The sequence below is a fragment of the Brevibacterium senegalense genome, from assembly GCF_000285835.1.
Taxonomy (GTDB): domain Bacteria; phylum Actinomycetota; class Actinomycetes; order Actinomycetales; family Brevibacteriaceae; genus Brevibacterium; species Brevibacterium senegalense.
In genome coordinates this window covers 62,984-86,061 of record NZ_HE978610.1, presented here as the reverse complement: position 1 = coordinate 86,061, position 23,078 = coordinate 62,984, and the positions used below count along the sequence as shown (strand labels likewise).

Below are 23,078 nucleotides of genomic sequence, written 5' to 3'. Positions count from 1 at the left end.
ACATGCTCATCCACCCCGATCGTGGTCACCTTGTCGAACCGTGCCGGGTCATTGATCAGGACCCGCTTGCCCTCGGCCAGGACCGCGTCGTTGGCAGTGTTCCACGACACGTCGAGTCCCTCGGCGACCCTGGCCACGGTGAGGTGCTGGACGACGATCCCTTCCAGTGCCCACCGCAAGCCACGCCGAGACAGCTTCGCCCGCGGCTCGGCGGCCCGGCTGGTGTCCTGGCGCCACACATGACCGCAGCCGGTGCACCGGTACCGACGGATCCTGACCTCCAACACGGTCGGACGCCAGCCCAGCGGCTCGTGCGCGAGCCGGCGGACCACCGTGCCGCACGCCGTGCCCTGACAACCGCACCGCCGGCACCAGTCGTCGGGCTCGACGACCCGGCAGGCCAGCACCGCCCTGCCCGGCTCGAGTAGCTGACCGACCACCTCCAGGCCGAGCTCGTCGACACGGCAGAACGTGGTCAGGTCAGGGCAAGCGAAGGTAGCGTGAGGCACGTCGAGGTCTTCCAGGCGGGTTGTGTGAGAACTCCCATCATCGGAAGACCTCGACCCTCACCCCGGCACCGACGCGCCGCCGTCGATCGCACCGCCGCTACACCCTCGTTTGTGATGAGCCGCTAAAGCTGCTTCGCGACGGATAGGCCGGTATGCCCGCCAACGTGGTGACGCAACCCGCTTCATGCGCTGATTCGATGTGAGCGGTGGAATCTCGATGCGGGCGTGGCGCACTCGCGGACTGATTGTTTCGAGCACGGTGCACAGAAGTGCCTGAGTGCGGAAGTAGCCCGCCGCGGTCAGGCCAGCCTCTGTCCATGTGACCAGTTCATCCAGCATCGGCCCCAGCCGTCTTACTTCCCTCTCACCCGGACGAAGTATCTGCACAGGATCTGGGTAGAGCTTGGTGGCGAAGTCCCGGGCGGCATCTCGATCAGGAATCAGCTCAAGATGCTGCCAATACAGATGCTCAATGAGGTAGTCGGTATCGACCGCCAAAGTCGTTACCGTAGCTTCTCCCTCCGGCTGAACCCTCACAACCGCGCCGGGAGCGACGAGCACTATCTGCCCAGTCCCCACAGGCTGCATCTGGGCAGCAGAGAAGAGCAGCAACGACCCATCGCGTGGAATGAGAAGTCTCACGCAGTCATATTCGCTCGCTCGGGTACCCTTGCGCGCTGTACGTGTCGAGGCCGCGACAAGTTGGAACATCAGCACACGCCTTTCGCTCAGCGAAGAGCTATTTGCGTACTCTTCGCATCTCCGCAGCAAGGCCAGGGTTTCGCTCATCGAACTCGGCTGTGATGCGCTCAGTGATCTCGGGTGTCTTGTTCTGGGAGAGCTTCGCCCGCGCGTCGAACCGGGTGATGCGCATCCGCAGGCCGACGGTGCCCTTGGCCGCTCGACGGGTGCCTGCTTCGTATTCTGCGAGGCTGCGCCCGCCCGGGTAGTGCTGCTCGAAGTGATCGGTGAGGCGGGAGAGCACCTGGTAGTTCTCTTCCTCGGACAGGATCTCGGGTATCCCGTAGAGGTGCGCGGTGACGTGGTTCCACGTCGCGACGAGGTCGCCGGGCTCGTACCAGCTCGCGGAGACGTAGTCGTGGGGGCCTTGAATGATGACCAGCATCTCGTGCTCGCCCAGCTCGTGCAGCTTCTCGTCGGGCCGCCCGAGGTGGCTGAGGATGGTGATGCCCTCAGCGTTTTCATCGAGCAGCACTGGGTAGTGCGAGGCGATGAGCCCGTTCGAGGTGTGCGAGACGAACGTGGCCCACGGGTTGCCACGGATCAGCCGCTTGACCTCTTCGGGATCGGTCATCAGGTAGCTCGGAGTCTCTCGCATGTCAGCGCCTACTTTCCTCGGTTGCGGGCGCGGACTGCGAGCAGTGCGCAGCCGATGACGGCGACGCCGCCGACGATGGTCTGCCAGCCGATGTACTCGCCCAGCAGCAGGCCCGCCCAGAGAATGCTCATCACGGGTTGGGTGAGCTGCACCTGGCTGACCTGCGCCATCGGGCCGATAGCGAGGCCGCGATACCAGGCGAAGAACCCGAGGAACATGCTCACGGCCGCGAGGTACGCGAACGCGCCCCACTCCACGAGGGTGCCTGCGGGCGGCTGCTGCACCACGGCGATACTGGTCAGCAGGATCATCAAGGGTGAGGCGAGTACGAGCGCCCACGAGATCGTCTGCCACGACCCCAGGCTGCGGGAGAGTAGCCCGCCCTCCGCGTAGCCGATCGCGCAGACGATGACGGCGGCGAACAGCAGCAGGTCGGAGATGTGCAGTCCGCCGAAGCCGCCGCCCTGGATCACGGCGAATACCACGGCGGCAACCGCGCCGAACGCGGCGGCGACCCAGAACGAGCGTGTGGGACGTTCGCCCGTGCGCAGCACCGCGATCACCGCTGTTGCCGCGGGCAGCAGTGCGATCACCACGGCCCCGTGGCTCGCGGGCGCAGTCGTGAGGGCGAACGAGGTGAGCAGCGGGAACCCGACCACCGCGCCGCCCGCGACCACGGCGACCTGTATCCATTGCTTCCCGCGCGGGAGCTTCTGCCGCGTCAGGCCCAGCGCGAGGGCGGCGAGCACGGCCGCGATCACCGCACGGCCCGAGCCTACGAACAGGGCCGACATGTGCCCGTTCTCGACCGCGACCCGAGTGAACGGCACCGTGAACGAGAACGCGGTGACCCCGAGCAACCCCCACCACAAACCGGCATGAGACTTCGGTAGCGGTTTCGCAGAATCGAGAGTAGCGGTATCCTGTGTTGTCATGACCAATAGTAGCAGCGACCGCATCGTGTCCGCACTCCGAGAGTGGATCGCGGCCGCTCCTGCGGGCGCGCAGCTCCCGTCGACGCGGCAGCTCGTCGCGCAGTTCGAGGCCAGCCCGGTCACGGTGCAGAAGGCGCTGCGCACCCTCATCGGGCAGGGAGTGATCGAGTCACGTCCGGGCGTCGGCACGTTCGTGCGCGCGATCCGCACGGCCCGCCCGAACGACTACGGCTGGCAGACGGCCGCGCTCGGCTCCCCGCAGCATCGCATCCCCGCCTCGTCGTCGGCGCTACGCACGACGCCGAACGATGTGATCGCTCTGCACTCCGGCTACCCCGACAAGGAGCTGCTGCCCGAGCGCCTGGTGCGGGCCGCGTTCGCTCGTGCCGCACGGAGCGAGGCGGCGGTGAGCCGCCCGCCCATCGCGGGCCTGCCCGAGCTGCAATCCTGGTTCGCCTCTGAACTCGGCGCGATCACCCCCGCGGGCCTCACCGCCCCTGTCGCGAGCGATGTGGTGATCCTGCCGGGCAGTCAGAGCGGCCTCAGCACTCTCTTCCGTACCCTCGTCGGGGCGGGGCGTCCGCTGCTGATCGAGTCTCCGAGCTACTGGGGAGCGATGCTCGCCGCCGCGCAGGTCGGCGTGCAGCTCGTCCCGATCCCGTCCGGGCCGCGCGGCCCGAACCCCGACGACCTCGACCGCGCGTTCACGCAGACCGGGGCACGCGCGTTCTACGCGCAACCGAACTTCGCCAACCCCACCGGCGGCCAGTGGACGGCCGAGCTGGGCGATACCGTGCTCGGGATCGTGCGCGAGCACGGCGCGTTCCTCATCGAGGACGACTGGGCGCACGACTTCGGCATCACCACAGACCCTGCACCCGTCGCGGCCCGCGACGACAGCGGCCACGTCGTCTACATCCGCTCGCTCACCAAAAGCGTCTCCCCGTCCGTGCGGGTCGCGGGATTGACCGCCCGCGGCCCTGCCCGTGATCGTATCCTCGCCGACACGCAGGCTCAGGCGATGTACGTCAGTTCCGCCCTGCAAGCCGTCGCGGTCGATGTGGTCACGCAACCAGCGTGGCGCACGCACCTGCGCTCGCTCCGGCAACAGCTCACCAACCGTCGCGACCTGCTCATCGACGCACTGCGCGAGCACACTCCGGCCGCGCACCTCGATGCTGTGCCGCGCGGCGGCCTCAACCTCTGGCTGCGCCTACCCGACGATACGAACCTGCCCCGGCTCACCCGCGATTGCGAAGACCAAGGAGTCATCATCGCAGCGGGCGACGACTGGTTCCCCGCCGAACCCACCGGCCGCTACCTCCGCCTGAACTACTCCGGCCCCAACCCCGGAGCATTCCCCGACGCCGCACGAATCATCGGACAAGTTCTCACGAACAGACAGTGAGTCTGCCGTCGTCCAGGCAGCCGCTCGACTCATGCCCGAATGCACGAAGGCGACGAACCCGTAGTTGGTGAGGCTCCCGAAGGGGACATAGGCACACCCATTCACTGTGACGGTCTCGATGAGGGTCATGTCGGCGGGCGACGGGTACAAGTACCTACTGCGCTCGGTGGCCGCCGCGGATGGCGACCGGTCGTTGTCGACGCCGCTCACTCGGTACTACGCGGAGGAAGGTACCCCGCCTGGGCGGTGGCTCGGTTCCGGCCTCGCCGGCCTCGGCGAGGGCCGGCTCGCGACCGGGGATCAGGTGTCGGAGGCGCAGCTTCAGTTGCTGATCGGGATGGGCCGAGACCCGATTACCGGTGAGCCGCTGGGCAGAGCCTTCCCGCAGTATGTTCCGGTCGCCGAACGGATCAGGCTGCGCGTCGACCAGTTGTCCAACGAGCTGGGGCCGGCAGGCCGCGCGACCGCGGTCACCCAGATCGAGGCCGAAGAAGCCGCACGCGGGACCCGGCGCGCGGTAGCCGGATTCGACTACACGTTCTCCGTCCCGAAATCCGTCTCGGTGCTGTGGGCTGTAGCCGACGCGGGGACTCAGGCGTTGATCGCCGAAGCCCACCACGACGCGGTCGCCGAGGTGGTGGACTTCATGGAACGTGAGGTCGCCGCAACCCGCACCGGCGTCACCGCCGGAGATGGGGCGGTCGCGCAGGTCGATGTGGCCGGGCTGATCGCCACCGGGTTCGATCACTACGATTCCCGCGCCGGCGACCCGCAACTGCACACCCATGTCGTGGTCAGCAACAAGATTCAGACTGCGTTCGATGGGAAGTGGCGATCCTTGGACGGGCGGCCGATGCACGCCGCGGTGGTCGCCCTGTCCGAGCATTACAATGCGGTCCTCGCTGATCGGCTCGCTCGAACTTTCGGCGTCGGCTGGGAGGCCCGGGAGCGGGGACGGGATCGGAACCCGTCCTGGGAGATCACGGTCGTCCCCGACGAGCTGATCGCCGCCTTCTCGACCCGCTCTCACGACATCGAGACCGAGGCCGATCGGCTCATCGCGAACCACGTGGCGAAGCATGGCCGGCGGCCGTCGGCGGCGACGATCGTGAAGCTCCGCGCCCAAGCCACTCTCGCGACCCGACCGGACAAACAGGTGCGGTCGCTGGCTGACCTCACTGCGGAGTGGCGCAGCCGCGCCACCACCCTCCTCGGAGACGACGCGACATCGTGGGCCAGCCGCTCGACGAGCAACGAGCCGACGTCCGTGCTGCGCGCCGATGACGTGCCTCTGGAACTAATTGCTGAACTCGGCGCCTCGGTCGTGACCGTGGTGGGTGAGAAGCGGTCGACGTGGCGGCGCTGGAATTTGCATGCGGAGGCCTCGCGGCAGACGATGGGCTGGCGGTTCGCCAGCTCACGGGATCGTGAGGCGATTGTCGGGATGGTCACCGACGCCGCCGAGAGTGCCTCGCTGCGGCTCACTCCGCCCGATCTCGCCGCTTCACCGGCGGCATTCCGTCGCATCGACGGGACGAGCGTCTTCCGGCCGAAGCACTCCACGGTGTTCTCCTCCGAAGAACTCCTCGCGGCTGAGGATCGCCTGCTCGACCGCTCCCGTGCCCTCACCGGGCCTATGGTCCCGCTCGCGACGGTGGAACAGATTACGTCCCGTTCCGATGCCGAGGGCCGGATGCTCGGCGAGGACCAGGCCGACGCCCTGAGCAAGATCGCGGTGTCTGGTCGAGTCCTGGACGTGCTGGTTGGCCCCGCGGGTGCGGGTAAGACCACCGCTATGTCCGAGCTACGGCGCGCCTGGGAGAAGCACCACGGCCCGGGCTCGGTGGTCGGGCTGGCACCCTCGGCGGTGGCAGCGCAGGTGCTGGCCGACGACCTCCGCATTCCCACGGAGAACACCGCAAAGTGGTGGACCAACCACCTCGTCCACGGCACGACCTTCGAGGCGGGTCAACTCGTCATTATCGATGAAGCCTCCCTAGCCGGCACCTCGTCCCTCGACCGGATCACCGCCCTCGCCGAGCAAGCCGGGGCGAAGGTGCTGCTGGTGGGCGACTTCGCCCAGCTCCAATCCGTGGACGCCGGTGGCGCCTTCGGGCTCCTCGTGAACGACCGGGACGATGCACCCGAGCTGGTCGACGTGCACCGATTCGAGCACTCGTGGGAGAAGACCGCCTCCCTCGCGCTCCGGCATGGGCGCACGGAGGTCATCGACACCTACCTCAACCACGACCGCATCCACGACGGCGAGGCCGAAGCGATGACCGACGCCGCCTACACCGCCTGGCGCGCAGACCGCGACGCCGGCCGGGTAGCGGTGCTGATCGCCGAGACCCGTGACGACGTCACCACGTTGAACCACCGTGCTCGCGCGGACCTAATCCTCGACGGCACCCTGCGGCCCGACTCCGAGGTCGCGCTGAACGACGGCACCACCGCCGGAGTTGGGGACACGATCATCACTCGCCGCAATGACCGTCGCCTACGCACGGGAAAGGACTGGGTCCGGAACGGCGACACTTGGAACATCACCGGCGTCCGCGACGACGGCTCGATCACCATCCGCCCCACCAAGCGCCGGTTTGGCGGCTCCATCGTCCTCCCCGCCTCGTATGTGGCCAAGCACGTCGACCTCGGTTACGCCATCACCGCCCACCGCGCACAAGGCGTCACCGTCGACACCGCCCACGTCCTGGTCGAGCCGACCACCACGAGGGAGAACTTCTACGTCGCGATGACCCGTGGCAAGCACGCCAACCACGCCTACGTCATCCTCGACCGGCCCGACGAGCACGTCCCCCCGCATCCGGGCGACAACCCAGACGCTACCGGCCGCTCCGTCCTGTTCGGAGTTCTGCGACACGTCAACGCCGAGCTGTCCGCGCACGAGACCATCACCGCTGAGCACGACCGCTGGGGTTCGATCGCGCAGCTCGCCGCCGAGTACGAGACCATCGCCGCCGCAGCACAACACGACCGTTGGGCCACCCTGCTCCGCGACTCCAGCCTGACCACCGATCAGGCCGACGCCGCGATCGAGTCCGAGGCGTTCGGCGCGCTCACCGCCGAACTCCGCCGCGCCGAGGCCAACCACCACGACCTCGACACCTTGTTCCCACGTCTGGTCGCCGCGCGCGGGTTCACCGATGCCGACGACATCGCCTCCGTCCTGCACTACCGCGTCGCTCGCGCCACTGCCCGCCCGGCAGGGTCGGGCCGCACCCGCAAGGCACACCGACTGATCGCCGGACTGATCCCCTCCGCGGAAGGCCCGATGACCGGCGACATGTGCCGCGCCCTCGATGAGCGGCGGGAGCTGATCGAAGCCCGCGCCGAGGCGATCCTCGATACCGCCCGCGACGCCGGGGAAGCTTGGACGCGGCCACTCGGTGAAACACCGCGCGACCCACGCAAGACAGCGGCGTGGCGACGGCACGCCCGCACGATCGCCGCCTACCGCGATCGGTACGGCATCACCGATGAGACGCCCCTTGGTCCGGCGCTGGAGAACGCGGCGCAGAGGATCGACCGGGCCAGGGCCGAGGCCGCGCTCCACCAACTCGCCGGCCAGCCCGAACCACACCGGCAGCACCGTCCACCTGCCCCGGTCCGGCAGGGGCCGAGCCTGTGAGAACACGCGTCCCGACAGTGGCTGTGCTGGTGCCCTTCCGCACGTCGGCGCTCAGTCGTAGAATGGTCGCGAGGTAGCGCCATAAGTTATGCGCCGTCGACCGTTCGGCGGCATGGCTCATCGCTTCGGCGGCAGGCCCTCTCAGGGAAGTGCGTTCGCTACAGACCCCCGATGAGAGGACTGTCCGCGATGATCCGACTCGCCTGGGCCGCAAGCATCCACACACGATCTTTCTTGCGCCGCTACATGCCGACCAACATCCTCCTGGACCTCATACGTTCTCGTCGGGGCCTCAAGTGGGGCATCCCAGCGATGCTGCTCGCTGTCCCGTACGTGTTCGCCGCCGTCCTCTGCCGCAGCATCATCGACGACGGGGGACCAGGCTGGCTCAACCTGCTCGTACTGTTCTTCATCTACAACGCCATGAAATTCACCATCATGGGACCGGTCAGCCTCGTCCTCCTGCTGCGTGCACGCCTCCGCGAGCATGCCACGCGGCGACGTGCGCAGCGTGCCGGGGACCGGTCGATGGTCGCTGCGTAGGGGGAGGGGTGCTGGGCACTTACGTGAAGAAGGCTGCCCGGCACCGCTACGACGAGCGGCAAGTCTCGGCCGGCGCGGTGGACCGGCACCCGCCCGAGCTTCACAAGTTGTCGAGGCCCTGATCCGGTTCACGGGGCACGAGGTCGGCACTCACCATCACGCTGCCGAGCCTCGGAGGCGCCTGACACCCACCGAACTCTCTGGAGCCTGACCCAAGGAAGAGGTGTCCCCTTGCAGGTATCGCGATCGGGACGGCCACTCGCGCGGACCGACGCCCCTGACGGCTGTCGCTGATAGCCTGACCTTAGACCCCGCAAGAGGAGTGTGCGAGAAGATGGCGGAAGAACACGAAGTTCTCACCACGGAGGAGGCTGCCGCGCTGCTGCGCGTGAGCACCAAGACCGTGCTCGCGCTCGCCCGCGACGGCTCCCTGCCCGGCGAGAAAGTCGGACGAGCCTGGCGCTTCCTTCGCAGCGACGTCCTCGCAGTGGTCCGAGGCAGCAAGGGCACTGCGAAGAGTGTGGGGGACTGAGTGACAGTACGAGATACCGTCCGCACGCCCGGTACCGATCATGACGTTCTCGCTGAGCGGGGGACGTCATGATCGACATGTCCACGTGGGAGGAGCTGGTTGTCGACGTTGTCAACGACGTCAGACTTGATCCGCGCAACGTTCGACTCGATATCCCCGAGGGCGTCCCGGAATCCGATATCGTCCAGGACTTGTTCACCAACGAGAAGGCACTGAGCCTCGTCGAAGGTATCGCCAAGGTCGGCCTGCTGACGCACGAGGTGCCCATCGTCCTCGACCGTGACGGTCAACTGATCGTGGTTGAGGGCAACCGACGCGTGGCCGCGCTGAAGGCTATCCAGAATCCCTACCTTGCGCCGGATCACCAAGCACGCATTAGCAAGCTCGCGCACTCACTGCCCGATCGTGCCGCGATTCGTCGTATCACCGTCAAGAGAGCACCTTCGCAGGACGATGCCGACCAACTCGTCGCAGCGCTTCACACCGGCAATCAGCGCGTGGCGTGGGGTCCCGCCAGGCAGGCCGCGTTCTTCCAGGCGCAACTCGACGCTGGCAAATCACCAGAAGAGCTGATCGCCCAGTATCCAACCATCGACGTCCGGAAGTTCATCACACGGAGTAAGATTCTCGAACTGTTCCGCAACGTCAACTACGACGACCCGTCTCTCGGCGACTACGCACGCAAACGCCGCTTCCCCGTGTCGACCCTCGCGCGCCTCTACGAGAACGAGAAGTTCCTCGACCTGGTCGGAATCCACATCCAGAACGGCACAGGAGAAGTCTCCCTCGTCTCAAACGCCGGCCTGTTCAAGCGAGTCGCGACGAAGATCGTGAGCGACATCCGCGACGGGGTGGTCAACACGCGTACCCTTAACAAGACCTCAAGCGACCGCTACGTCGAGTACATGGACGACCTCCGCGACCTGCTTGATGAGCCCAGAGACGACGACCCAGCGAACGACGAGCCGGCGACCACAGACTTCGACTCGCCGAACTCCTCGGCGAAGGAGAATCGGCACTCTGGCTCCGCCGGTCAAGGTCAGGGATCACACGCCCGAGACGGCGCAGATGGAGACTCTCGCGGATCGAACGACGCAGGACGGGACAAGCCGAAGCCGTTTCCGCGGAAGAGGAACTACCTCAACACTGACAATCTTTCGGTCCCCGCGTCGTTCCCCGCGTCAATACACGAGATCGTGAAAGAACTATCGGCGATCAACATCCAGCGCTTCCCGAACGCAACACTCGATCTGCTCCGAACCTTCCTGGAAAAGACGATCAAGGCCCATGCCCAAGTGCTCGGCGAGGAGATCAAGAAAAGCTCAAACGAGCAGGGCTTCGTGTACCTCTCAAACTGTCTCGTCTGGCTCGAACAGCACTTCAAGTCCACCGGACAGACTACTTTTATCCAGCCCGTCCAGAAGATCCGAGGTGGACGCTACGGCTTTGTGGGCTCCAAAGCACACCTCGATGCCACGAACCACAACCATCACATTTTTGCCACACCCGACGACGTTCGTGAATGCTGGGCGACGATCGAAGGAGTCATGAAGGCGGTCCTCAAACCATGACCCAAACAGGGACGTCTGCACGTAAACGAGTGACCATCTCACCACTCCGGTACCCCGGGGGCAAAGGCCTGCTCTACTCACGCCTGCGGACGATCATCCGGGAGAACAACCTCACCTCAAGCGTGTACGTCGAACCGTACGCAGGAGGTGCAGGCGCGGCTCTCGCCCTGCTCGTTTCCGGCCAGGTCGAGCGTATCGCGATCAACGACCTTGATCCCGCCGTCTTCGCGTTCTGGAACGCAGTCGTCACTCAGCCCGACGAGTTCACCGCGCTAGTCAATAGCGTCGAACTCTCCGTCGATGAGTGGGAACGACAGCGCGAGGTCTATCTGACCTCCGCCCGCGATGACCACCTCCCGCTCGGGTTCGCAACCTTCTATCTCAATCGAACCAACCGCTCAGGCGTCCTAAATGGCGGACCCATCGGCGGGAAGGACCAGACGGGCAACTACAAGATCGACGCTCGCTTCAACCGCGAGGGGCTAGCCGAGCGCATCCGTCTGATCGCGCTGCACGCAGATCGCATAGCTGTGACGAACGAGGATGGTCTGCGCGTCATCGAGCGGTACTCGGACCGGGATGACGCTTTCATCTACGCCGATCCACCTTATTTCGAGAAGGCGGGATCGCTTTATCTCAACGCGTTCCAAGACTCCGACCATCGGGCTCTCGCCGATTGCCTCAAAGGTGTGCAGCGAGCAAAGTGGATTCTCACCTACGACAACGTGCCTCAAGTCGCAGACCTCTACTCAGATCTGCGCAGGAGACTTTTTGCACTGAACTACTCGGCTCACCGCGTGATGAAAGCCAAAGAAATCATGGTGTTCTCGACGGATCTGGTGATTCCCGAGGAGATCGAATCTGCGCATGCCGGGCTTGTTCAGGTGGCAGACGCCGCTACAGGAGGAGCATGCTGATGGCGCGGCTAGACAAAGCATCACCCGACACGCTCTCCCTCGACCTTGCAAATCCGCGTATTCCCGACGCGAAGTTCACCGACGAAGAGGAGGCAATCGCTTATCTCTACGTACAGGCTGACCTGGGGGAACTGATCCAGTCGATCGGCAACTCAGGGTGGCTCGACTTCGAACCCCTCATCGTTGAGGAATCAACCCGGACCGTCGTCGAGGGTAACCGCCGGCTCGCAGCACTGCGCATCATCGCAAGCCCCCGTCTCCAGCAGCAGTTCAAAGTGACGCTGCCACAACCGCTGCACGCGAACGCCATACCGACCGAGATCCAGGTCAACTACGTCGAAAGCCGCAAAGAAGCACGTGACTTCATCGGATTCAAACACGTCAACGGCGCCTTCAAATGGGACTCGTACGCGAAGGCTAGATTCGCGCACTCATGGCTCCAAGACGGAGACGACATCGACGAAGTCAGCCGCAGGCTCGGCGACGGGCACAACACCGTTAGCAGACTCGTCAACGGCGTCGTCGTTCTAGAGCAGGCGGAAAACGCGAAGCTCTTCGACCGCGAACTCCGTTCGAAGAAATCCTTCTACTTCTCCCACCTCTACACCGCACTCTCGACAGCTAACGTCCGTCAGTTCCTAGGGTTGCCGGAGAGCGACAACTCAGTCCTTCCGCCCAAGCCAGTGCCAGCCTCGCATCGAGCGCATCTTCGTGACCTCCTGTCATGGCTCTATGGTCAAGAAGATGAGCCGGCGCTGATCAGAAGCCAGAACCCTGATCTTGGCCGACTCATCAACGTACTGGGCAGCGAACGCGCGGTCCGGGTGCTCGAATCCAACCGTGACCTCGACCGTTCCTTCGACGTTGTCGAAGACAAGGCAAAGGCGTTCGAGAAGGCGTTCTACCAACTCGCCAGTTCCGCAGAAGACGTCTCCCGGATCATCGCTCGCTACGACCCGAAGTCTGATCTGGTCGACGACGCGGAAGCAACCCTCCGAGTGGTGACCATCGTGGTCAACGCGATGAAAGAGGCACACCTCGGAGGCCGCTCTTCCGATGCGAATTAATGCGCCTCTTGAGCGTTCAACGAGGAGCGTAGCGGCCGACTGGGTGGAGCTGCATGCCCTGCTGGATGACACCGTCGCGAACGAGCAAAGCTTGATCCGAAGTCAGACCGTTCAACGGGAACCTGACCATGGCATCCTGCTGACTGATGTCGACGCTGAGCTGGTCGATGAGGAGATTCTGGAGCCCGAGAACGACGAACTCTCCGAACGTGTTTACGAGGAACTCGCTTACCGTGAGCGAGTACTCGGCGCTCGGTATCCGTTCGAGCTTGTGTCGGAGTACGGAAAGTGGGCGCTCCGGCGTCGCGCAGCGGAAAGTGAGGCCGAGGATGCAGCACACGACTGCTACATCTGCTGCCTCCTCATCTCTGCGATCCACTCCGAACTGCTACCGACGAAGAGCGACCACGAAGTGTTCAAGTCAAGCGCGAGAGCGCTCCAAGTCGAGTCGTACCTAACGGCAGCCGAAGTGCTGGGCGGCCGCGCCTACTGGTTCGGCTCCCCGAGGCCCGACGGCTCGGGAATGCTCAAAGCGATCCAGGACCTCGCGTTCTCGATGGGCACCGCTGCGGCGCCGGAAGAACGACCCCTGGGTCTCTCCGCCAATGCTGCGGACGGCACCGTAGACATCGTCGCCTGGCGTCCATTTCTCGACGGGCAGGCAGCATCGATCGTCGCCTACGGGCAAGTGGCCTCGGGACGCAACTGGACCGCTAAGCCCATCAAATCCTTCATCGACGGCCATTTTCTTCCCTGGTTCAACAAGGCGCCGTCGCACACACATATCGAGATGCTCTTCGTGCCGTTCCCTCAGCACCATGAACAGCCCGAAGAGAGGAAACAGGACTTCCGCACCGTCGCTTCAGAGAAGGCCCGCCTTCGCGAGAATGACTACGGAGTGGTGATCGACCGACTTCGACTGACAGAACTGATGGCACTCTCGAAGGTCAGCGGAAGGTATGACAAGAAGGAGTACGAGCTGCACGAAGACTACGCTCGGACCTGGGCGGCAGAAGCGTTGTCCTACGCCGAGGGCGCGGATGCTGCGGCCTGACCATGCAATGGGCTATCCAGCGTCAAGTTGACCATGGTTGGTGACGACTCGCCACGCCGCTCGGTTCCGTCCGATAACACGAAGACATGAGCATCTGCCGCCGCAACGGGCGGGTTGTGTCAGCGGTAATCGTGCGAGCAGGAGGTGGAGAGAAGAATGCTCACGATGCTTGAGCGAGATCGGCGTGAACTCACCGCCGGCCTCCTGCGCGTGCTCAAGGCCGCATCCGCTCTCGGGCATGAGTGCCTCTCTCCTCAGGCGCAACCCTCCGAGTGGGTGTTGTCCATGGAGTCTGCGAGCTTCAACGCAGCGCGGGGATGGGACGGCAACCTCCCCTTTGTCGGTGTCCGCGCAACCATGGCGCGCACAGCAGAAGCGGCCCACGAGCACGGGTTCGCGCTGTTCGACCTGGCGCGTTCGTCGAGAGCGCTGTCAGTGCCCTTAGCGACAGTTACACGTGGCGCGATCGAGGCGTACGGACGCGTCCACCATCTCCTGATCGCCGACACGCCAGCGGAGCTGTTCGCCCGGTACGCCTCAATCGAGTATTTCGACATGGACTATCCCGACCGTCTTGATGAAAGGCTCCTGCGACTGCCGCTAGAGACGGATGCGAAGCACGCAGTTGACGCCTATCGAGGACGCCTCAGGCAGTGGATGACTGCCCATGATCTGCCGTTAAAGAAGGCTGGTCCGTCGGTCCTTGCTATCGAAGTCCTTGCTGCCATCTATCAGGATGCTCGCATCGTTTACTCCGGGCTGTCAGCCACTGCCCATGGGCACGCGTGGGCGACAGCAAACTTCTTCGATTTCGACAAGAACACTCTGCGGCGAGACGACAAAATGCTTATGGAGTACTGCATGTACGTCATCGAGACGAACCGGTTGATCGGCACCTGGTTTATCCAACGTTTCGTGCCACCGCGTCACGCAGTCGAACGCTGGAAACAGGTCAACAGTCACGTGGACAACCGACTCTCCTCATTCATAACGCAGAGAATGCCACGCGAGACTTCCCCACCAGGGTAGGGGGAATCCTCGGCCTATGCGACGGGCGCGGTTGTGACCGAAGTGGAGCAATCGAGTGACCAACAGTCTGCAAAGCCTGCACGACGTGACGCGCAGAGCACACTCCTGAAGAGCAATTCCAAGGTCAGATGGGCTACGGGCTTTACTCCTGATACCTCGGGCAAGGGCCGGTGGGGCATCGCCACTGCGGGCGCTGGCGCGAACGCCGCGGCGCGTCACCCGACCGTCTGGCATCGGACGTGTTGCTTGGCGGCAAGGCGCTACGTTCGGCGAGGTCAGCATGCGCGCGAGACTTGCAAGTGCGGGACAGCGAGCGGCCTCGGGGGGTGCCACCCGTGGGATTGCATCTTATGATGGTGTCGTACACGGGGTGTGCTATCCATTGGGCGCTGAGGCACGCGAGATCACAATTGCACCCCTAATGGTGAACTACATCGAATGTATCTGTCCCGAAATAGCTTCGGAGGGCATCGGCGAGGGCTTCCTCTGCGTGTTGGAACGGCCCGCGATGCTCCGCACATCAGTGGCGCTCAGCGCACGAGGCTACGGCGCACTCGGCTACGCACCCACCAACCTGGTGCTCAACGCCATCCGCACCAGGCGCGGCCTCAAGTGGGGTGTCCCCGCCATGCTCCTAGCCGTGCCCTACTTCTACGCCGCGGCGATCTGCACCATAATCATCAATGACGGCGGCCCCAGCTGGCTCTACCTGCTGGTCCTGCTGCTCGTCTGGAATGCCTTCAAGTTCCACTGGATCGGACCCGTCAGCCTCCTGCTCATGGCGGGTCGAACCACTCACGCGCGGGGAGCGCATGCCTGAACACACGAGCGACGGGGCGCGTCTCCGAGCATCGCCGGCCTCCTCGTGACAACCTAGAACTGGTGGTAGCGGAGGTAAGCACCGACAGGAGGACTCGATGCGGCGCGTGAGAGTTGGTCGGCGAGATGTCGGTGTCTCAGAGGTGTTTCCGTCCTACTGGCACTTCGCGGCTGAACGGCAGCACGTGTATCACGCGAGGTTACGTGGCGAACCTGGTCCATGGACCGATGACGCAGTCCTCTTGAAGTATCGCTTTACTAACGCCTACCGGGCCGCTGACCGCGTGTCACAGGATCTGATACGTATCGCATACGAGGGCCCTCAGGACCCCGAAAATCTCGTCTTGCGCGTACTGCTATTTCGTTTCTTCAACAAGCCATCAACTTGGGACGGGCTGGAATCTAGATTCGGCCAGATCACAACATCGACGTTCGACATCGATGCCTATAGCAAGGTTCTAGACTCAAAGATCGCGAACGGCGAGAGAGTTTACTCTGCGGCCTACATCGTTCCACCACCTCCGTTCGGTGCGGTTCGGAAGCACCGCAACCATCTGCTGTTAATCGAGCACATGATGCGTTCCGGGGTTGTTGCGCAAGTCGAGCATGCGGGGTCTCTTCGCGAGGTCTTCGAGACAATCTCGACTTTTCCTTCGCTCGGTCCCTTCCTCTCTTATCAGCTGGCGATCGACCTCAACTACACCTCGGTGGTCGACTTTGATGAGAACGACTTCGTAGTGCCTGGGCCAGGCGCACGCAGTGGTATCGCGAAGTGCTTCCCGCAGCTCAATGGCGTTTCTGCCGAAGACGTCATCCGATGGATGGTCGACACGCAAGAGGCGCAGTTCGAACAAGAAGGCATCGAGTTCGATGACCTGTTTGGCAGGGCTTTGACGCTCATCGACTGCCAGAATCTGTTCTGCGAAACCGATAAGTACGCGCGAGTGATGCATCCCAACGTGCGCGGAGTCGGAAACCGTAACAGGATCAAACAGCAGTTCGCGCCTCAAGGCCCTCCGGCGAAACCATTCTTTCCGCCAAAGTGGGGCATCAACCAGCGGGTGTCGGGCCGTTCGAGCGCGCTCGCGGCAATTACCTAGACCGTCGGGCTCAGTGCTGCATGTGTTGAGGTCGTCCAAGATACTCGCGCGCGGCGGCGGCAAGTCTGCCGTCCCCAAGCCCGGCTAGCTTCTCGTCTAAGAGCCCGGCTTCGGCTCCATTTTGCGCCGCCCAATACAGATCAATCATCTGAATGTATGCAAGCAGGAGCGGGTCGGTGAGGTTGCAGTTAAGCGCCGAAAGGTCTTGGCCTGATCGGATGCCGGCCTCCAGCCGCATCCACTCTTCCCATGCGGCGGGCGCGTCTTCCCAGTCTGTGTCGAACCGCGGCTGTTCTGCTTCCCCGGATGTGTTCCGGTCCGGCTGACTGGCTAGGAGCCGTGAAGCCCTGTCGAAGTGGCGCTCGTAGAGATGTAGGGACGAGCTAAAGAAGACCAGTCGACCAGGCGCGCATCTGAGCCACCGTGCCATTACTTCAAGCAGTAGTGTCCACTCGAAAGCGTTGATGCCGGAGAAGCCCCACCATATGTCGGTGCTGCGCGCGGCGACGTGAAGGTCGAGACGCCCCTCCCTTATGAGGAAGTGAAGCCAGTTGTTGCATGGAATATCCCGACTCGCGACGAAGTCGCGATCCGGATCGTAGATACTGGCGACCGCACGGCGCGAGAGTGGATCTTCCCGGAGAATCTTCACGATCTCCGCGAGTTGATCGACGCCGTTCCAGTTTCGGAGCCGTGGGCCGTACCCAGCACGCCACGTCACGCCGTCGTCTGAGAAGTCGATCGCTCGCTCTAGATAGGCGCTGAGGAAGTTCAAGTCGTTTCGTCCCGCGATCACCCACATACTCTCCGCGATCGAGGCAAAGACGTTGTTGTTTCTGTGGGGGAGTGTGAGGTGGCGGGACCGAATCTCGGAGACCTCTACAAGCCGTGCTCGCAGCTCGCGGGTCCGCTCTCCCCGCACCTCAACAGGGTCTCCGGAGTCAACAACTGCGCGCAACTCGGCCAGAAACGCCTGCTCTACATCTCGATAGACAGCCACCGTGCTTCAACGATTCTCAGCTCGGGCAGCAAGCCCGCGATGCAGAAGCGTCTCGGTCACAAAGGAATGAGTCTCCTCTTCTTCAGCTATCGGGACGACAACCGCGGACTCCGCATGTTCCTCCAAGAGCGATCGATAGCCGGCCTGTACGCCCAGAGTGTTGTTCGAGTCAAGGTGGTGGGGTTCGAGGAAGACGAACACGATGGACGGCGTGATCCGTGACCAGATTGTGTCGATGAGTTCCTTGAAACTCGACTCGGTAAGTCCTGACTGCTTCACTGATCCGCCGTACCAGCCGTAAGCGAGAGTGGACCACCACCAACGATCCAAAATCAGTGATCGCGTCTCCGCAGCCCTCTTGAGATCAGGCACGGACTCTGCGTGGCACGCGAGGTGCGCTAGTTGCTGGGCGAGGCCAGACGTGGGCTTCTCGTCAGCGGTCTCGCCCTCCAGTGCTCTGTACACCCGCTCGGTGAACGTAGTGAAGCCGCTCGGCATATGAGCGAACACCGTTGACTCCGCGTCGACCGCGCCTCGGAGTCGGTCTAGCTGCGTCGACTTACCGGTCTGATCGAGGCCCTCGAACACGATGACGGCACCGCGGCGGATGGTGAGATCAGGCTTGGCCATCACCAGCTCCTTCGCTCCGCCCAGCGTGGCTCCCGGGATGTGTCAGAGGTCACCCGTAGCATCAAGCTATGCGACAGCACCGGGATCACGAGGGAGGCGCAGCGGCGCGTCGCCTTGGCGACCCGTGGCGCGAGCTTCCTGACCGCGGCCGCGGCTACCTGTCCGTCTACTTTTCCGAGCCCCTCGCGCGATGGCCGGTTCGCGAAATCACCCGACCTGCGGACAATAAAAGCGACCCGAACATCGAGACTGGAACATACGGCCTGTTCTCTACCTGCGAGCCGTCTATGCGGAACCGCATCGTTCACGACGGCGCCGCCACCATCTTTTTCCTCACGACGCGCAAAGCGCACCAGGGCAGAGTGATCTCCGGGTACTACCACGTTGGCTGGTACACAGAAGGCACCCAGGGTGCGGTCAACCGTGACTATGCCCTCGCCGCAGACAGGATGCACTTCATTGACCCCGTCCCTGTGAGCGACTTGGTTGAGCCGCTGGCAGACATCTGTTCCACCCAGTTCCGCACGATGAAGCCGATCGATGTCGAGACTGTGGCGGCTCTTCGCCGGATATGCGATGAGCGCCCTGACCGTACGGCCGACTACTTGGGCGAAATCGATCGTGTCGAGACTTTCGCGCGTGCTCGATCCGGCTACGCATATCCGTCGTGGGGGCGGGAGGCTGGATTCAGCTGGGCAGACGCTCCCGACTACTACCAGACGGACACTGAACTTTCGAAGGTGCCCAACAGCTCCAAGAACCGCAAGTGGCGATGTCGAGAGTGCGGCTATGTCATTAAGAGCGGCGCCCTGCTGAAGAAGTGCCCGTTGTGCAAGCAGATGGCAACGCTCGCTCCGGCCGAGGAGGGCTCATGACCCGTCGAGTCTTTATCAGTTACCAGCATGCCGATCAAATGAAGGCCCGTGGCTTGAACCTGATGACCTACAACAAGAACGTCAACGTCGATTTCACCGGACGCCATCTGCTAGACCCCGTGAAAAGCCAAGACGCCGACTACATCAGCCGAAAGATTAAGGAGAGAATCAAAGGGTCATCGGCGACGATCGTGCTCATCGGTAAGCAGACCTCGCAGAGCGAGTGGGTCGAGAAGGAGATCCAGTGGAGCAAGGATCAGGGAAAGGGCATCATCGGCATCCGTATCGATCCCGACGCGCCGATCCCCGAAGGATTGACAGAGTATGGGGCCGAGATTCTCGACTGGAGCACGCCGGCTGACGTCAACCAGTTTGACGATGCGATCGAACGCGCGATCGCCGCCACCTCTCGGGGCAAAAGTATGCCGATGAATACGCCAACCACGTGTGGGCGATGAACTTGATAACTCCCGGAGGGCGCGTCGCGGAGCGCTCGGAATTCGAGGTGGCAAAGTGATTATTCTGTACGCGGGTGTGCAAGCCGATGAAGTCGGGCGAGCATCACCTCGGTTGCCGGAAACCTCCGAGAACGACCTCTTGACTCGGCTTAAGGGGCTCCTCCAATCACTTCAACCAAGTCGCATGGTTGGAGCACTGGCGTCCGGATCGGACATTCTCTTTGCCTGCGCCGCGCTTTCGGAGGGAATTCCGCTGCGAATCGTCCTACCCTTCGCGAAAGAGGACTTTAGAAGAACCAGCGTTGAGCCGCGAGGTGAACGCTGGCTCACACATTTCGACCGGATAGTCAGTAACACGGCCGTCGACCTGGTCGAAGGAGATCGTCCCGTCGAAGAGACCGCGGAGGCGTTCAACGAACACAACCTCGCCATGCTCGATGACGCGCGCGCATTGGTTGAAGGAACGGACGAACGCGTCTGGGTCATCACCATCCGTCCGGCGCCCGACCCGGGGGCGCCAACAGTCACCGACAACCTGGTCCTACGAGCCGAGGAGAGAGGCCACTTTGCACTTGACCTAGCCCCTACTCATGATCAAGTCTCGGCGTTCATCATCATGCCTTACGGAGTGAAGAAGGATGTTCGAACCGGTAAGAAGGTGGACTGCGATCCGGCCTTCCACAGGGTCTATCGTCCACTGCTAGAAGACGCTGATATTAGCTGGAACAGGGCAGACCTGGAGACAGACAGCGGAATCATACACTCGGGAATGCTGGCGGCCCTAGCGAACTCCGATCTCGCTTTAGTCGACCTCACTACAACGAACTTTAATGTCGCATACGAACTCGGTGTCAGGCACATATTCGCAGACCGGGCCACGGTTCTGATTAATCCGCACATTGAGGGACATGCGCGCCACGCGCCACCTTTCGACATCAACATGATTCGGATTCATTCGTTTACCCGTGGGCAGGTGATCTCGGACATGCAAGCCGAGGAAGCAATACAAGCACTTCGCCCAGTCGTCGAACGGGTAACGAGTGAGATCGAAGTCGATAGCCCGGCGCATAGCTGGTTCGACTTGGCTACAGTGAAGAGGCCCTACTCCCAGTTGTCAGAGGTCACCGACGCGCTTACCGCTGAGAACGAGGCGCGCGACAGGATCAGTGCGGCGATTAAGTCATCCGACGCCGGCGAGATGAACGCCGCTGCGCAATGGGTGGGCTCTACGGCCGACGTTCACGAAGGGCTGCGTCGCAGCCTCCGGATCGAACTCGCTATCGGCCTGCACGCGGAGGAAGCCTACGAGGACGCGCGAGCCCTACTAGAAATCGCTCAACCAAGCCTTAATGATCCGCTGCATCGGATCTGGCTCCAGGAGAGCGTCATGGTCTATCGGCGCCTAGGGGAGGACGCGGAGGACGCTGCAATCCGGCAGGAACTCTGGCGGACGGCTCGCCAGTATCTTGAAGATGCCGAGAGCGCAGGCTACGCGGACTCTGAGACATACGGCAGCTGGGGAGGGCTGATCAAACGAGAGCTGGAGAATCAGCTCGACAGCGGGGATCCAGCCGTTGCGGCGAGCCTTTTCCGTGAGATGGCAGAGAAGTATCGTGCAGGATTCGAAAGCGATCCCACCTACTACACGGGAGTCAACTTGCTTATGGCACTCCGCCTCAGCGGACGGGAAAAGGACGACCCCTTCCGTGAGGAGTTCAACGAGGTCCTGACCGTTTCCCGCTTCCTCAACAGGCTTGCGATCGCGGACGAGCCCACCAACTATTGGGCGCTCGCAACACGTGCTGAACTCACGCTGCATGAGTGTCTTGAGAACGGTCAGACCGTTGACGAGGCTGCGGAGCAGTACGCAGAGGCGGCTCGGCATGGCAACGCCGATCAGGTTCGATCCACGAAGTACCAGCTGGGTTTCTTAGCTAAGTATGGCGACCCTAAAGACGTGATCGAACGACTCAGAGCAGTGATAGAACAGGCGCGTTAGGAGAAACTATGGTCACGTACAGCTCGCGCACTCAGAGCGCCCTGCGGGAACTGGCTGCAATAACACGGCAGTACCAGAGCGTCGCGGAGGGAGATCGGAAAACCGCCTCGTCTCCTAGTCGCCACAAGGTGTTCGTCAGCTACCACGCAGTGGACGCGGTGGAGGTCCTTCAGTTTATTGAGGAGAACACGGGTGTTTTCATACCGCGCGCTATCGGCATGGAAGAAGATGGCTCCGACATCATAGATTCGACGAACGTCGCGTACATCCGTCAGACGATCAAGACCAAATACCTCCGAGACTCAACTGTGACTCTCGTAGCGATTGGTGAATGCACCTGGGCCCGAAAATTTGTGGATTGGGAGATCTACACGAGCCTTCGTTCCGATCCCACTCCGAACGGCCTGCTAGCTGTTCAGCTGCCGTCCGTCGCCGGGTCCAGCCCCAGCATCCCCGCGCGACTGTCCGCCAACCTTGCGCCGAAGAACGAGACGGGTTACGCGAACTCCTACGTCCCACCCGCGAGCCAAAGTTCCCTGGGGAGCTGGATTCAGCACGCCTTCGATGGACGGACCTCTCGTTCGTCCCTGCTCAATGTCGGTGGCAAGTTGCGCGAGCGGAACTCGTCATGCGAACCGCAGTGAAGGTCGAGCCACGCCGAGCGTAAGTGCCTCCTGGCAACGACTGTGTGCTGACGTGAAGCCGTAGCTGTCGGGAGCCCTGTTTCAAGGGGACCAGAAGGGGACCAAAATCAAGCAAATTATGCATCTCATGACGCTCTCTGCATGATCAGGCGACCGGAATCACGCGGATTCCATGCCGAGTCTGGCTCCACGCAGCATTTTGTTCTGCGTCGTCGGGTCGGTCAGGTGCTCTTCGAGCTCGTTGAGGCCGCCCCAGTCTTTCTGGGCTGACCCGTGTGCTTAGCCGAGGCGACGCCGGAGCGTTGCGGCCCCCGGGCCATCCAGTTCCCGAGCAGGGCCTGAGCGGCCCGCGAGAGTCATGAGGACTGCTTCCGCCAGGCCTCGGGCTTCGGGCCCTCGGCCGTGGGCCCAGTCCACGTCGGTGGCGACGACGCGTGTCCCGCGAACGTGCCAGAAGCCTCGAAGAGGCGGGGCTGTGACTGCAAAGCCGAGCGCGTAGCGGAGTCTTTCCGGATCGATCGCACGCGGCCGTCCCAGAGGTCGCCGGATGTCCTGCTGATGCAGAAGACAATCGACCAGTCCTACGGCGCCACCCCGCGCGGCGGTGAGACCGGTCGGCTTGGGAAAGGCCCGCAACCGATCAATCAACTCGACAGGTTCCAGCCGCTGGAGATCTCTGGCGGACAGGGCGTTGATTCGATCGAACTGCGCTCTTCCCCGGATCATCCGCTTCAGGAGATCAGCCATGGCTACACCTTCATAGCTGAGAAGGTGCGCGACGACGTCTCGTACCGTCCAGGCCGTGCACAATGACTGCACCGACCATTCGTCTGCACTGAGATCCTCCAAGAGGTCGAGCAGCTCCGCTCTCTCCTGCACCGCGGCGGCCATCGTGTCCACGGGTCGAGCCTAGATCGTTCGAGTCCCTCCTGTCCTCCAGCCGTTGGGACTCTCACAGCCGTGTCCTGCCGAGACACCCAGTGGGTGGATGAGAAGAAGC

21 protein-coding genes and 1 pseudogene are annotated in these 23,078 nt (G+C 63.0%); 15 read left to right on the top strand and 7 right to left on the bottom strand.

Features of this window, described 5'->3' with window-relative positions; translation table 11 throughout:
• The 4 genes and pseudogenes from HGBR_RS15005 to HGBR_RS14995 form a co-directional block, all read right to left on the bottom strand.
• Positions 1 to 509, bottom strand: a pseudogene (locus HGBR_RS15005) (ISL3 family transposase); the annotation flags it as partial.
• Positions 510 to 566: 57 nt separating this feature from the next.
• The gene (locus HGBR_RS20050; RefSeq protein ID WP_147522555.1) at positions 567 to 1,007 is read right to left on the bottom strand and encodes a hypothetical protein; all 441 of its coding nucleotides are present in this window, start codon (positions 1,005 to 1,007) and stop codon (positions 567 to 569) included.
• Positions 1,008 to 1,248: 241 nt separating this feature from the next.
• On the bottom strand, positions 1,249 to 1,848 hold the full coding sequence (locus HGBR_RS15000) for an FMN-binding negative transcriptional regulator (RefSeq protein ID WP_019160170.1): 600 nt from the start codon (positions 1,846 to 1,848) through the stop codon (positions 1,249 to 1,251).
• 8 nt (positions 1,849 to 1,856) lie between these two features.
• Positions 1,857 to 2,783, bottom strand: coding sequence for a DMT family transporter (locus HGBR_RS14995; RefSeq protein ID WP_026077644.1), 927 nt, complete (start codon positions 2,781 to 2,783; stop codon positions 1,857 to 1,859).
• Between HGBR_RS14995 and HGBR_RS14990 the strand changes: the two genes are divergently transcribed.
• The 11 genes from HGBR_RS14990 (at position 2,782) to HGBR_RS19130 (ending at position 16,472) form a co-directional block, all read left to right on the top strand.
• Positions 2,782 to 4,191 carry an aminotransferase-like domain-containing protein gene (locus tag HGBR_RS14990; RefSeq protein ID WP_026077643.1) on the top strand — a complete coding sequence of 470 codons (1,410 nt, stop codon included), beginning with the start codon at positions 2,782 to 2,784 and terminating at the stop codon, positions 4,189 to 4,191. The genes HGBR_RS14995 and HGBR_RS14990 overlap by 2 nt on opposite strands.
• Positions 4,192 to 4,309: 118 nt before the next feature.
• Positions 4,310 to 7,840 carry a MobF family relaxase gene (gene mobF, locus HGBR_RS14985; protein WP_026077642.1) on the top strand — a complete coding sequence of 1,177 codons (3,531 nt, stop codon included), beginning with the start codon at positions 4,310 to 4,312 and terminating at the stop codon, positions 7,838 to 7,840.
• Positions 7,841 to 8,029: 189 nt separating this feature from the next.
• Entirely contained in the window at positions 8,030 to 8,383 is a 354-nt protein-coding gene (locus HGBR_RS14980) for a hypothetical protein (RefSeq protein ID WP_019160166.1), read from the top strand.
• A 334-nt stretch (positions 8,384 to 8,717) separates the two neighbouring features.
• Positions 8,718 to 8,915 carry a helix-turn-helix domain-containing protein gene (locus tag HGBR_RS14975; protein WP_019160165.1) on the top strand — a complete coding sequence of 66 codons (198 nt, stop codon included), beginning with the start codon at positions 8,718 to 8,720 and terminating at the stop codon, positions 8,913 to 8,915.
• A 68-nt stretch (positions 8,916 to 8,983) separates the two neighbouring features.
• On the top strand, positions 8,984 to 10,486 hold the full coding sequence (locus HGBR_RS14970) for a hypothetical protein (protein ID WP_019160164.1): 1,503 nt from the start codon (positions 8,984 to 8,986) through the stop codon (positions 10,484 to 10,486).
• 29 nt (positions 10,487 to 10,515) lie between these two features.
• Positions 10,516 to 11,403 (top strand): DNA adenine methylase, encoded by an 888-nt coding sequence (locus HGBR_RS14965; RefSeq protein ID WP_019160163.1) that lies wholly within the window; start codon positions 10,516 to 10,518, stop codon positions 11,401 to 11,403.
• Positions 11,397 to 12,470, top strand: a complete 1,074-nt coding sequence (locus HGBR_RS14960; protein ID WP_019160162.1) for a hypothetical protein — start codon at positions 11,397 to 11,399, stop codon at positions 12,468 to 12,470. Before HGBR_RS14965 ends, HGBR_RS14960 begins: the two co-directional genes overlap by 7 nt.
• A gap of 43 nt (positions 12,471 to 12,513) precedes the next feature.
• Complete coding sequence (locus HGBR_RS14955) at positions 12,514 to 13,524, top strand: hypothetical protein (RefSeq protein ID WP_019160161.1); 1,011 nt, start codon at positions 12,514 to 12,516, stop codon at positions 13,522 to 13,524.
• A 165-nt stretch (positions 13,525 to 13,689) separates the two neighbouring features.
• Positions 13,690 to 14,553 carry a hypothetical protein gene (locus HGBR_RS14950; RefSeq protein ID WP_147522554.1) on the top strand — a complete coding sequence of 288 codons (864 nt, stop codon included), beginning with the start codon at positions 13,690 to 13,692 and terminating at the stop codon, positions 14,551 to 14,553.
• 421 nt (positions 14,554 to 14,974) lie between these two features.
• Positions 14,975 to 15,373 (top strand): sulfate permease, encoded by a 399-nt coding sequence (locus HGBR_RS20045; RefSeq protein ID WP_147522553.1) that lies wholly within the window; start codon positions 14,975 to 14,977, stop codon positions 15,371 to 15,373.
• A gap of 97 nt (positions 15,374 to 15,470) precedes the next feature.
• On the top strand, positions 15,471 to 16,472 hold the full coding sequence (locus tag HGBR_RS19130) for a nucleotide kinase domain-containing protein (protein WP_051013465.1): 1,002 nt from the start codon (positions 15,471 to 15,473) through the stop codon (positions 16,470 to 16,472).
• Between the two features lie 10 nt (positions 16,473 to 16,482).
• Here HGBR_RS19130 and HGBR_RS19125 read toward each other — a convergent pair whose 3' ends face one another.
• Complete coding sequence (locus tag HGBR_RS19125; protein ID WP_083882926.1) at positions 16,483 to 17,472, bottom strand: thymidylate synthase; 990 nt, start codon at positions 17,470 to 17,472, stop codon at positions 16,483 to 16,485.
• A 6-nt stretch (positions 17,473 to 17,478) separates the two neighbouring features.
• The gene (locus HGBR_RS14930) at positions 17,479 to 18,102 is read right to left on the bottom strand and encodes a hypothetical protein (RefSeq protein ID WP_019160156.1); all 624 of its coding nucleotides are present in this window, start codon (positions 18,100 to 18,102) and stop codon (positions 17,479 to 17,481) included.
• 68 nt (positions 18,103 to 18,170) lie between these two features.
• Between HGBR_RS14930 and HGBR_RS14925 the strand changes: the two genes are divergently transcribed.
• The 4 genes from HGBR_RS14925 to HGBR_RS18385 are packed head-to-tail and all read left to right on the top strand — an operon-like array spanning position 18,171 to position 22,078.
• Positions 18,171 to 18,977 carry a rubredoxin-like domain-containing protein gene (locus HGBR_RS14925; protein WP_147522552.1) on the top strand — a complete coding sequence of 269 codons (807 nt, stop codon included), beginning with the start codon at positions 18,171 to 18,173 and terminating at the stop codon, positions 18,975 to 18,977.
• Positions 18,974 to 19,435: a TIR domain-containing protein gene (locus HGBR_RS14920; protein ID WP_019160154.1), complete on the top strand. Its 462-nt coding sequence runs from the start codon at positions 18,974 to 18,976 to the stop codon at positions 19,433 to 19,435. Before HGBR_RS14925 ends, HGBR_RS14920 begins: the two co-directional genes overlap by 4 nt.
• A gap of 55 nt (positions 19,436 to 19,490) precedes the next feature.
• Complete coding sequence (locus HGBR_RS20040; protein WP_147522551.1) at positions 19,491 to 21,434, top strand: tetratricopeptide repeat-containing protein; 1,944 nt, start codon at positions 19,491 to 19,493, stop codon at positions 21,432 to 21,434.
• Positions 21,435 to 21,442: 8 nt separating this feature from the next.
• On the top strand, positions 21,443 to 22,078 hold the full coding sequence (locus HGBR_RS18385; protein ID WP_019160152.1) for a TIR domain-containing protein: 636 nt from the start codon (positions 21,443 to 21,445) through the stop codon (positions 22,076 to 22,078).
• Between the two features lie 279 nt (positions 22,079 to 22,357).
• On the opposite strand, the gene HGBR_RS21185 is transcribed toward HGBR_RS18385, so the two are convergent.
• Positions 22,358 to 22,969: a maleylpyruvate isomerase family mycothiol-dependent enzyme gene (locus tag HGBR_RS21185; protein WP_147522559.1), complete on the bottom strand. Its 612-nt coding sequence runs from the start codon at positions 22,967 to 22,969 to the stop codon at positions 22,358 to 22,360.
• Positions 22,970 to 23,078: the final 109 nt, after the last annotated feature.